Source organism: Tissierellales bacterium, assembly GCA_025210965.1.
Classification (GTDB): Bacteria; Bacillota; Clostridia; order Tissierellales; family JAOAQY01; genus JAOAQY01.
This window is the reverse complement of record JAOAQY010000044.1, coordinates 25,336-37,019: the sequence shown is the minus strand read 5'-3', so window position 1 is coordinate 37,019 and position 11,684 is coordinate 25,336. Positions and strand designations below refer to the sequence as shown.

At 34.0% G+C, this 11,684-nt stretch carries 8 protein-coding genes; all 8 read left to right on the top strand.

Translation table 11 applies throughout. The features are described 5' to 3' along the window. Positions 1 to 99 precede the first annotated feature (99 nt). The 8 genes from N4A40_03195 (at position 100) to grdG (ending at position 11,679) form a co-directional block, all read left to right on the top strand. Positions 100 to 1,863 carry an ABC transporter ATP-binding protein/permease gene (locus N4A40_03195; GenBank protein ID MCT4660841.1) on the top strand — a complete coding sequence of 588 codons (1,764 nt, stop codon included), beginning with the start codon at positions 100 to 102 and terminating at the stop codon, positions 1,861 to 1,863. A 2-nt stretch (positions 1,864 to 1,865) separates the two neighbouring features. Continuing rightward, a complete protein-coding gene (locus N4A40_03190) occupies positions 1,866 to 3,593 on the top strand; it encodes an ABC transporter ATP-binding protein/permease (protein ID MCT4660840.1) in 1,728 nt (575 codons plus the stop codon). A gap of 100 nt (positions 3,594 to 3,693) precedes the next feature. Next, positions 3,694 to 4,284 (top strand): MptD family putative ECF transporter S component, encoded by a 591-nt coding sequence (locus tag N4A40_03185; GenBank protein MCT4660839.1) that lies wholly within the window; start codon positions 3,694 to 3,696, stop codon positions 4,282 to 4,284. Next, positions 4,284 to 5,030: an energy-coupling factor transporter transmembrane protein EcfT gene (locus N4A40_03180; GenBank protein ID MCT4660838.1), complete on the top strand. Its 747-nt coding sequence runs from the start codon at positions 4,284 to 4,286 to the stop codon at positions 5,028 to 5,030. Before N4A40_03185 ends, N4A40_03180 begins: the two co-directional genes overlap by 1 nt. Continuing rightward, the gene (locus N4A40_03175; GenBank protein MCT4660837.1) at positions 5,027 to 6,487 is read left to right on the top strand and encodes an ABC transporter ATP-binding protein; all 1,461 of its coding nucleotides are present in this window, start codon (positions 5,027 to 5,029) and stop codon (positions 6,485 to 6,487) included. The genes N4A40_03180 and N4A40_03175 overlap by 4 nt, the downstream gene beginning before the upstream one ends. A 145-nt stretch (positions 6,488 to 6,632) precedes the next feature. Beyond that, the gene (locus tag N4A40_03170) at positions 6,633 to 7,787 is read left to right on the top strand and encodes a double-cubane-cluster-containing anaerobic reductase (protein ID MCT4660836.1); all 1,155 of its coding nucleotides are present in this window, start codon (positions 6,633 to 6,635) and stop codon (positions 7,785 to 7,787) included. A gap of 227 nt (positions 7,788 to 8,014) precedes the next feature. Beyond that, positions 8,015 to 10,057: a methyl-accepting chemotaxis protein gene (locus N4A40_03165; GenBank protein ID MCT4660835.1), complete on the top strand. Its 2,043-nt coding sequence runs from the start codon at positions 8,015 to 8,017 to the stop codon at positions 10,055 to 10,057. Positions 10,058 to 10,392: 335 nt separating this feature from the next. Beyond that, positions 10,393 to 11,679 (top strand): sarcosine reductase complex component B subunit alpha, encoded by a 1,287-nt coding sequence (gene grdG, locus N4A40_03160; protein ID MCT4660834.1) that lies wholly within the window; start codon positions 10,393 to 10,395, stop codon positions 11,677 to 11,679. The last annotated feature ends 5 nt before the right edge of the window (positions 11,680 to 11,684 follow it).

Genomic DNA, 11,684 nt, shown 5'->3' with positions numbered 1-11,684 from the left:
CTAAATAGATAACTAAGTTATCAATGCGCTTTCAAGTTATCTATTATTATTTTGTAGATGTGATAACTAAGTTATCATAAGCGGAGAAGGGGGATATTGATGTCAAAAGAAGATAGTAACGTACGGCTACAGGATTTATCATCACTAAAGTTTTTAATGTATTTCATAAAAGAAAAAAAGCCTAAAATGATTATGTCTATTTTTTTGGCAATTTTGGGTGAAATAGTTGGATTAGTTCCATACTATGTGGTTAGTCAAATAATTTTTAAATTGTATGAGAATTCATTGGAGGTAACTAGTCTTTACAAATTGGTATTTTTAGTAATTGCATCTCATGCATTAAAATTTGCACTTACTTGGAAATCTACTATGCTTTCACATGAGACAGCTTTTGGAATACTTAAAAATATCAGATTAGAGCTGACACAGAAGATGATGAAAATTCCAATGGGAGATGTACTAAATAGGAGCATCGGAGAGTGGAAAAATTTAATTGTGGATCAAGTATCAAAATTAGAGGATTCTTTAGCACATATTATACCTGAGATGACTGCAAATATTATAGCTCCACTTGTAATTATAGTATATCTATTTACTATTAATTGGAAGATGGGAGTAATATCTATGCTTACCATACCGATGGGAATGCTATGTTATCTAGGAGTGATACCAGGTTATAAGAAAAAGATGCAGAGGTATACCGATTCATCAAATGAGATGAATGCAAATTTAGTCGAGTATATAAACGGCATAGAGGTTATAAAAGCATTTTCTAAAGAGGGGAGTTCTTACAAGAAATTTTCGGATTCTGTTATTTATTTTCACGATACTACTATGGAATGGTGGAAATCCTGCTGGTTTTTTAATTCAGCAGCTAAGGCTATAATGCCGTCGACACTTCTTACTACATTGCCAGCGGGAGCTTATTTGCTCATGTCAGGAGAGTTAGAAATTAACAGTTTTATACTCTGTATAGTTCTTCCAATAGCATTTGTTGGACCAATGCTAAAACTAGCGGTATTTACAGATGAATTCAGTTTTATAAATGCAAGTACATCGTTTATAGGTGAGTTTTTAGATCAGGAAGAGATGATTTCGGGCAAGGAGAATGTAGATGATTTAAGTGGTGGATTTAATTTTGAAAATGTTGAGTTTTCATATGAAGATAAGCCAGTTTTGAAAGATGTTTCATTTATTGCTAAGTCGGGTGAAATGACTGCAATAGTTGGGCCATCTGGTTCTGGTAAATCAACTATAGCGAAACTTATGGCTGGATTCTGGCAACCTAATAAGGGAAAAGTTACTTATGCAGATAAGGATATGAGAGCTCTAAATGCAGACTCTTTTGTCAAGCATATGAGTTACGTAGCTCAAGATAATTTTCTATTTAATAAGAGCATACTTGAAAACTTGAAAATAGCAAATCCAAGTGCTAGCAAAGATGATGTTGAGCGAGCTTGTAAGATTTCGAATTGTCATGATTTTATAATAAGTTTACCTAATGGATATGAAACTATGGTTGGAGATGCTGGGGGATTACTTTCCGGCGGGGAGCGTCAGAGAATAACGCTTGCGAGAGCGATACTTAAAGATGCGCCTACTATAATATTGGATGAAGCCACTGCTTATGCCGATCCTGAGACTGATTATTTGATTCAAGAGTCTATAAATAAAATGGTTCGCGGAAAAACTATGGTAGTAGTTGCTCATAGATTGTCTACTATAGTGAATGCAGATCAAATATTGGTAGTAGACGGAGGACGAATTGTTCAAAGTGGAAGTCACAAAGAGCTCATGAAATCGTGCAGTTTATATCAAAATATGTGGAGCGAGTATGAAAATATGCAAAGGGAGGTTAGCTAGATATGACGAGTACAATAAAACGTATTCTGGATTTGAGCGGAGAATACAAATCTAGAGTACTGATCGGATTATTTTGCAATGTACTAAAGTCATTTAGTATGGCAGGCATGTTCATGGGAGTCTTTTATGTGATATTTAACTTGCAAAATTTGAGCATGGATGTAGTAAAAAATGCATTTTTCATAGAGCTGATATCAGTAATAGGCAGATTTATTTTTCAGTGGTTAGTAGATATATTTGCAACTGCAGCTGGATATGATGTATTTATGAACTATAGGCTAGAGGTAGGAAATAAACTGAAAAAAGCACCTATGGGATATTTTTCAGAGACAAAACTTTCAGATATTCAGATGATAATGACAACTACACTTGGTAGTCTTGAGATGTATGCGATGTTTACTATTTGCAATATTACAGGGGCTTTTGCCATGAGTGCATTTATGATAATTATGTTTGCGTTTTATTCATGGCATATGGCATTGCTTTCGCTTGTAGGGCTTGTAATTGGATATATAGTTTTGCAATCAGTTCAAAGAAGAGCTCATAGACATACATTAGAACTTGAAAAAGCTGAAGCAGAAATGATATCTAGTGTCATGGAATATACAAGAGGGATAGGCGTTCTTAGAAGTCATGTAAATGCTAAAAGTGGACAGAGTGATGTACTCTCAAAGTTTGAGAAAAAAAGAGATGCTGACTATACGCAGGAAAAGGCTATGTCAGGAGTTCTTAGAAGGTATCAAATGGTTTATAAATTAATTGGCGGAGCTATGGTAGTGTTAAGCGGAAGTCTTTATTTTAGCGGAATTTTAAATATGAATGAAGCGATAGTTTATATGATAGCATCATTTTTTGTTTACTCAGAGATTGAAAATATGGGGGATAGTGCATTTTTGAGTATGAGAATAAACAATCAACTCGAAAGACTTGACCGAATAGTGGATATTCCAGAAGTTGAAGAATCAAATTCACCTATAAGATTTAAAAATGGAGACATAGAGTTTGAGAATGTTAGTTTTGCATATGATAAAGAGATGATACTCAAGAACATTGATATTAAAGTTAAAAATAAGTCAAAAACTGCGATAGTAGGGCCTTCGGGAAGTGGAAAGACTACGTTGTGCAAATTGATTGGTAGATTTTGGGATGTATCAGAAGGAAAGGTTTTAATAGGAAAAAATGATATACGAGATTATGAGTATAGTGATTTGATGAACAATATCAGTATGGTTTTCCAAAATGTGTATTTATTTAGAGATACGATACGAGCGAATATAGCATTTGGAAGTGAAAATGCAAGTGATGAAGAAATCATTGCGGCAGCTAAAAGTGCTTGTTGCCATGACTTTATTATGGATTTGCCGGATGGATATGACACTGTAATAGGAGAAGGAGGTTCATCGCTTTCAGGAGGAGAAAAGCAGAGAATATCAATAGCTAGGGCGATATTAAAAGATGCTCCAATTATCATATTTGATGAGGCGACATCAAGCATAGATCCAGAAAATGAATCACTATTAGTAGAGGCAATGACAAAACTTAGTAGAGGTAAAACTGTCATAACAATAGCACATAAGCTTTCTACGATACAAAATGCTGATGAAATTGTAGTTATAGAGGAGGGGAAAATAGTACAAAGAGGAGAGCATGACAAACTTGCGTCAGAAAAAGGAGTGTATAGTAGATTTTTAGATGCGGTTAGAAAGTCTGAAAATTGGTCAATCAAATAATTTGACCAGAGAGAAGAAGTTATCTTAAGAATAAGTTACCTTAATATGGTGCCTGGCACCACCTTAAGGTAACTTATGTGAAAAATAGGAGGAGATTGTAATGAGTTCATTAGAAAATAAGGGGTTAAATGCCAAGGATTTGATAAATGTTGGTATATATACCGCGTTGTACTTGGTAGTATTTTTTGTAGTAGGTCTTTTGACTGCGATTCCAGTAATTTATCCATTTTTGTTTGTAATATGGCCAGTGATGACAGGAATTCCATTTATGCTTTATACAACAAAGATAAAAAAGCCAGGGATGTTAATTATTTCAGCTATGATATTGTCAGTTGCATGGTTTTTGATGGGATATCCATGGTATGTATTTATCACTTATTTCATATTTGGATTAGCTTCGGAGTTTGCGTTTAAAGCTGCTAATTACCAAAATTTTAAGATGATTTTGGTTGGGTATTGGTTATTTAGTTGCGGCTGCATTGGGGTTCAACTTCCAATATGGCTTATGGATGGTTATTTAGACGGTGTCGAAGAAATGATGGGAAGTCAATATGCAAATCAATTGGCAACATTTATGCCAGATTGGTTGATGTTTGGAGCATTTGGCCTTATATTCATTGGAGCAGTTATTGGAGCTATGCTAGGAAAGAAAATGCTTAGAAAACACTTTGAAAGAGCAGGTATAGCTTAATGGAAGATGTAGAAAGAGTCTATTTTAAACCTGAAAAACCAAAAGGTTTTTATTTAGATCCTAGAACTAAAATTTTACTTATGGCTTATATGTCACTTGCTCTTATGTTTTTTGGAAGAGATTTATTAGTAGTGAGCGTATTAGCTATGATGCCACTAGCGCTGTTAATTCACAACAAGCAATACAAGGTAGCCCTCATTTACGGGGGGCTATTTGTATTCGGAATATTATGTGCTGTTTTTCACATGAATTGGACGCTCCACCCAGTGATAAATGCTGTAGTGGTGCTTTTGGTAGCTCTCGTGGTTAGATTATTTCCAGCATTTTTGTTGGGATATTATATCATAGAGTCGACTTCTGTTAGAGATTTTATAGCAGCTATGAAAAAGTGGCATATAAGTGAAAAATTCGTAATACCAGTTTCTGTTGTATTTAGATTTTTGCCTACAATTAAAGAAGAATCTACAGCTATAAAGAGGGCAATGAAAATGAGGGATATACAATTTGGCAATGCTCAGTTTTGGAGAAATCCAGGATTGTATTTAGAATATAGAGTTGTACCACTTATGATATCAATAGCTAAAATAGGAGAAGAACTTTCAGCAGCGGCTATAACAAGAGGATTGTCAGTAGGAGTTAAGCGGACTAGTGTTGCTATGATTAGGTTTGGCATTTATGACTTTTTTGCATTAGTTATATGCTCATCAATAACTATTTTTGGAATTTTTAGGAGTGTGATGATATGATATCTTTTGAGAATGTAGAATTTAGGTACAAGGGGTCGGATAATACTGAAAAACACAAAAATTTGAGCGATATAAATCTAAAAATTCCAAAAGGGCAAGTTGTTTTACTTTGTGGTAAATCAGGTTGTGGAAAAACAACAATAACAAGACTTATAAATGGTTTAGTACCACATTTTTATGATGGAGACTTGAACGGTAAAATAAAAGTTTCTGGTATGGATGTTAGAGAGACTGATTTGGATATAATTTCTAAAAGTGTCGGCTCAGTATTTCAAAATCCAAGGTCTCAATTTTTCAATGTAGATACTGCTGATGAACTTGCTTTTGGCTGTGAAAATAGGGGGATGCCTGCAGATCAAATTTGTGAGAGAATCAATAGTATAATAAAGCCACTTAATTTGGAGCATCTATTAAATAGAAGTCTCTTTGAGTTGTCAGGAGGAGAAAAACAGAGGATTGCGTGTGGTTCAGTAGGTGCGATGTTACCAGAAATACTAGTTTTAGATGAGCCATCTTCAAATTTAGATATAAGTTCTATAGGAGAGATGAAAAATATAATAAGTAAGTGGAAATCTATGGGGAAAACAATTGTGATAGCGGAGCATAGGCTTCACTATTTGATGGATGTGGCAGATAGAGTCATTTATATGGCAGATGGATTTATAAAGAAGGATATAAGTGTTGATGAATTTCAATCAATTGGGTCAGAAGAATTGCATGATATGGGGCTTAGACAGTCAAACGGCAATGCATTGTCGTACGGAGAAAGATTTGAGGGAAAGGAAGCTATAGTTTTAAATAATTTTTATATGAGATACGGTAAAAGATGTGTGCTAAATATAGAAAATATGAAGTTTCCAAAGGGAAGTATAATGGCTATATTAGGTGATAATGGTGCAGGAAAGACGACGTTTGTAAATCATCTGTGCGGGCTTGTGAAAAAACCTAGTGGAAATATGGAGAGTAGCTCTGGTAAATATTGTGGTAAGAAAAGAGCGAAGAAATTTTTTATGGTAATGCAAGATGTCAATCACCAATTGTTTACAGAGAGCGTTGAAGAAGAGATTAATTTGAGCTTGAAGGGTCAGCTTAAATTAGAGGAGAGCAAAGATATTCAAGATAATTATGTATGCAGACTTTTGGAAAATTTAAATCTCAGAGAATATTACAAATGTCATCCAATGTCGCTTTCAGGAGGACAAAAACAACGAGTAGCCATAGCATGCGCTATGGCATCTGAAAAAGATTTTTTGGTGTTTGACGAACCAACTAGCGGTTTAGATTATCATCACATGTTTGAAGTTTCAAAACTAATGAAACAATTAGCGAGAAAGGGTAAGAGCATATTTATAGTGACCCACGATCCAGAGCTAGTTGCAAGTACATGCGATCATGTTTGTTTCTTGAAAAATGGTGAGTTAGATTGGATGAAACCTGCCAGCGAATGTGCGGGTTGACTCAAGGATTATTTTAGTATATAGAATAAATTAATAATAAAAAGAAATGCATAAGTATTTCTGATTTTACTCTTAAATGTCCTCATGATAATCTGAAATGGTGAAGTTTTATATTTGAGATTATAAGTAATGGGGGCATTTTAAGATGGAGAAAGCTAATTTACCTATTGAATTTGAGAGTTTTACTGAGGCTCGAAAGCAGGGTTTTTTGAAGATAAAGGAAATAAAAGAGAATGGAACTAGAGTTGCAGGTATATTTTGTACTTATACACCTACGGAAATCATTTATGCAGCAGGAGCTGTTCCAGTTGGTTTATGTGGAGTGAGTGATGAAACTATATCGATAGCCGAGAAGGATCTTCCGAGCAATTTATGCCCTCTAATAAAATCAAGTTATGGGTATGCTATAAGTGACAAATGTCCATATTTTTATTTTTCAGATATAATAGTTGGTGAAACCACTTGTGATGGTAAAAAGAAGATGTATGAATTGCTAGGCGATATAAAGCCTGTGCACGTTATGCAATTACCACCAGGATATGATTTAGAGCATGATTTAAGCTTTTGGAGAACGGAAGTTGTGAGATTTAAAGAGGTATTGGAAGAGAGATTTGGCATAGAGGTTACAGAAGATGATCTAAAAAAAGCTATAGTTGATGGAAATAGAGAAAGAGCTTTAATCAAAGAGATGTATGAACTTGGTAAATTGAATCCATCACCAGTATCTGGTCACGATATAAATGCTATTGCTGAAGGGCTTAGTTTTACGTTCGATAGAGAAGAGAAATTAAGTAAACTTAGATCGTATATTGATGAGATTAAAGATAGATATGAAACTGATTTTAAAGGCAAGACTTCGGACAGACCAAGAATACTTATAACTGGATGCCCAGCAGGTGGTGTTCGAGAAAAAGTACTGAAGACTATAGAGGATTTAGGAGCGGATATAGTATGCTATGAAAATTGTAGCGGTCCAAAAGAAAAGGCTCAGATGATTAGAGAAGATATAGATCCTATAAGTGCTATAGCAGAGAAGTATTTGAATATAAGCTGTTCGGTTATGTCTCCTAACAAAAAGCGATTTGATGATTTGAGATCAATGGTGAAAGAATATCAAGTAGATGGAGTTATAGAGATAGTTCTTCAGGCATGTCATACTTTCAATGTAGAGTCTCATTATGTAAAGCAAATGGTTACAGATGAACTGGATATACCATATTTGAAAGTACTTACAGACTATTCACAATCTGATAAGGGACAAATAGAGACTAGACTTGAAGCGTTTCTTGAGTTTTTGTAGATAGAAAAGATAATTAATTTTAAAAGCACTAGTATTTAGTTTTAAACAAATACTAGTGCTTTTTGTATGTATTAATATTTGATTGGTGAATTTTTATTCGAAAATACCGAATTATAAATGAGATATTGAGCAAAAAGTGTTATTTAAATAGTCCATAATATTTAATTTTTTTAGAATTATTGATATAGTTAGAAAGTAGTAAAACATCGAATACAAGGGGGAGTAATATGAAAAAAAGAGGTAGTATTGCAACAAGATTGATGGCTATTGTACTTAGCTCAATATTAGTTATATTTGTTGCATCAGGAGTCGCAGTATTTAGCAAAACAAAATCAGAATTAACTTTAAATATAATGAATAATATTGAAACAAAATCTGATTTAGTAAATAAAAGTGTATCTAATATATTTGAGATAACAGAACAAGTAGTAAAACAAGGAGTAACTGACAAAAATGTTCAGAGATATTTAAGAGAAGTTGACACATATGATCAAATCGAAACACATGAATTATATGGTGATGTGCTCGATACATTATCAAATGTAGGAAGTTCATACGAGAATTTATATTTTTCATGGATAGCTAATGAAAGAGCTAATTTTTATTTGGAGAGTACTGGAACAATATCTAAAAAAGATTATAATTGTAGGACTAGACCTTGGTATAATTTGGCAGTAAATTCTAATAAAGTTGAATTTACAACTCCATATGTAGATGCAGGTAGTGGTGAAACAATAATTTCAGGTATAACAGCTATTCGAGAAAATGGTGAAATAATAGGTTTTTATTCTGCAGATATTTCTTTAGAAAAAATACCTGAAATAATGAATCATTACAAAATTGGTGAAAAAGGAACAAATTTTCTTATAAATAAGGTCGGGCAGATAGTATATGCTCAAGATTCTAATTTGATGAAAAAATCTATAAAATTGTCTGAAATTGAAGGATTTGAAAATGTTCAAGAAGAAGTGCTAGCTGGAAAAGCAGATATTGAAGAATTGGATTATAATGGAGAGACTTATTTAGTTGCTTATGAACCAATAATGATAAATGGATGGGGGATAATACAATTAGTTAACAAGTCAGAAGCTTTTAATTCATTGAACGAGTTTACTTCAATATTGGGAATAATATATGTCATAGGAATTTTAGTTCTGGGTTTTGTAGTTTTTGTAAGCGTAAGACGTATCATAAAACCGGTAATAGTTGCTTCAAAATATGGTCAAGTTTTGGCTAGTGGTGATTTTAGCCAAAATGTGGATGCTGAATTTTTGAAAAAGAACAATGAAATTGGATTACTGGCAGAATCATTCCAATATCTTACAGAAAATTTTAGAAATTTAGTTGGAGAAATTCAAACTACTTCAAATCAAGTTTCGTCTTCAGCAAATTATTTAAATGAAACTGCAGGACATGTATCTATAGCTTCAGGAGAGGTCGCAAGTACGATACAGGAAATAGCAAGAGGAGCGACTGATCAGGCCGAGAGCACTACTGAAGGGGCAATGCAAGCAGCAGAATTAGGAGATTTGATAGAAAAAGACAGAGATTATATGGATGCTTTAAATAACGCATCTGAAAATGTATTTGAACTAGTCAAAGCAGGATTGGTTATAGTTGATGATTTGAGTGATAAAGCAAAAGAAACTGACACTGCAACAAAAGAAATTTTCAATGTGATTAAAAAAACAGATGAAAATACAGGAAAAATTGGTGAGGCTAGTAATGTCATAGCTTCGATAGCAGAGCAGACAAATTTACTTGCATTGAATGCTGCAATCGAGGCAGCTAGAGCTGGAGAAGCCGGAAAAGGTTTTGCTGTAGTTGCTGAGGAGATTAGGAAATTAGCAGAGCAATCTACGGAGTCTACAAAGAGAATTGATGATATAGTACAAGAACTTGTAGATAGCTCAAAACTTGCAGTTACAACTATTGAAAGAGTAACTAAAATCATAGAACAGCAAGTCAATAGTGTTGGAGATACTGAAGATAAGTATAAAGAAATATATGCAGCTATACAAATGTCAGAGAAGGCCATAGAGCGTTTAAACCTGTCGGGAGAGGCCATGGAGGAAAAGAAAACTGATATACTGGATACTATTCAGACATTATCTGCAATAGCAGAAGAAAATGCAGCTAGTACTGAAGAATCAGCGGCTAGTGTTGAAGAACAGACAGCATCTATGGATGAAATTTCGTCAGCTAGTCAATCATTGGCTGATTTAGCTAGTTCATTAAATCAAGCTATAGGAAAGTTTAAAGTTAAGTAAGATATAGTTAAATTGAAAGAATAAATCATATATATAAAACCATGCTATTTCGTATTTTTGAGGATTTAGTATGGTTTTGTTTTTATAGATAAACTAAATAGAATTTTTTTGTTTTTTTCAGACTATTTAAAAAAGTTATTGCAGAGGCTAAAAAACTATGATAATATTATAACAAATAATTACCGCGATAACATAGCGCCGCTTGCTGTGCTTCTATATTGCGTTAATTATCAAATAAATTTATTTTTTTACATTGCGAGTATCGCGATAACAAATGCCATGGATTTGTTTTTTTTATCTTTTAAGTATCGCGATAACAATAAGGAGGTTTATTTGTGAAATTAGAAATTGGGAAAATTTATGTGAAAGACTTGGTCTTTGGAGAGAAGACTAGAGTTGATGGTAGTACTCTTTATGTAAGCAAAAAGGCAGTTGAGGATTTGGTTCTTGAGGACGACAAAATCAAATCAGTGAAAATTGATATTGCTAAACCGGGAGAGTCAGTTAGAATTACACCGGTAAAAGATGTTATAGAGCCAAGAGTTAAGGTTTCAGGGAAGGGAAAAATATTCCCAGGTGTTATCAATAAGGTAAAACAAGTTGGTAGTGGAAGAACTCATGCGCTTGTTGGTATGAATGTAGTTACTTGCGGTAAGATTGTAGGTTTTCAAGAAGGCGTAATAGATATGAGCGGTCCAGCAGCTGATTATTGTCCGTTTTCTAAGACTCTTAATTTATGTGTAGTAGTAGAACCAGTAGAGGGATTAGAGACACATGTATATGAAGAATCTGCTCGTTTAGTAGGTTTGAAGGTGGCGACATATGTTGGTGAAGCTGCAAGAGAAGTAGAGCCTAATGAGATAGTTACTTATGAAACAAAACCACTTCAGGAACAAATAGCACAATACCCTAAATTGCCTAAAATAGGATATATTCACATGCTTCAATCTCAAGGTTTATTACATGATACTTATTATTATGGAGTGGATGCTAAGCAATTTATTCCTACATTTATGTATCCAACTGAGATAATGGATGGAGCTATAGTTAGTGGTAATTGTGTGGCTCCTTGTGACAAGGTTACTACGTTCCACCACTTAAATAACCCTGTTATTCATGATTTGTATGAAAGACACGGTAAAGACTTGAATTTCATGGGCGTTATACTGACTAATGAGAATGTATTTCTTGCAGATAAAGAGAGATGCTCGGATATGGTTGGAAAATTAGTTGAATTTATGGGGTTAGATGGAGTAATTATAACTGAGGAAGGATATGGAAATCCAGATACTGATCTCATGATGAATTGTAAAAAGGCAACTGAAGCAGGAGCAAAGGTTGTACTTATCACAGATGAGTTCCCGGGTAAGGATGGTAAATCACAGTCTTTAGCCGATGTAGTTGAAGAGGCTGATACTTTAGTTTCTTGTGGGCAAGGTAATGCTATGCTACATTTTCCAGCTATGGACAAAGTTATTGGAATGACGGACTATATCGAGTCGCAAATTGGTGGTAGTGATGGCTGTATGAATGCTGATGGAAGTTTTGATGCAGAACTTCAAATCATAATAGCATCTACTATTGCAAATGGTTACAATAAATTAGCGGCTAGAGGATATTAGGAGGG

What these genes read in the sequence shown, in the direction of transcription:
- N4A40_03190 (MCT4660840.1), top strand. Translation starts at nt 1,866, where the DNA reads ATGACGAGTACAATAAAACGTATTCTGGATTTGAGCGGAGAATACAAA.
- N4A40_03165 (MCT4660835.1), top strand. Translation starts at nt 8,015, where the DNA reads ATGAAAAAAAGAGGTAGTATTGCAACAAGATTGATGGCTATTGTACTT.
- N4A40_03170 (MCT4660836.1), top strand. Translation starts at nt 6,633, where the DNA reads ATGGAGAAAGCTAATTTACCTATTGAATTTGAGAGTTTTACTGAGGCT.
- N4A40_03195 (MCT4660841.1), top strand. Translation starts at nt 100, where the DNA reads ATGTCAAAAGAAGATAGTAACGTACGGCTACAGGATTTATCATCACTA.
- N4A40_03185 (MCT4660839.1), top strand. Translation starts at nt 3,694, where the DNA reads ATGAGTTCATTAGAAAATAAGGGGTTAAATGCCAAGGATTTGATAAAT.
- N4A40_03180 (MCT4660838.1), top strand. Translation starts at nt 4,284, where the DNA reads ATGGAAGATGTAGAAAGAGTCTATTTTAAACCTGAAAAACCAAAAGGT.
- N4A40_03175 (MCT4660837.1), top strand. Translation starts at nt 5,027, where the DNA reads ATGATATCTTTTGAGAATGTAGAATTTAGGTACAAGGGGTCGGATAAT.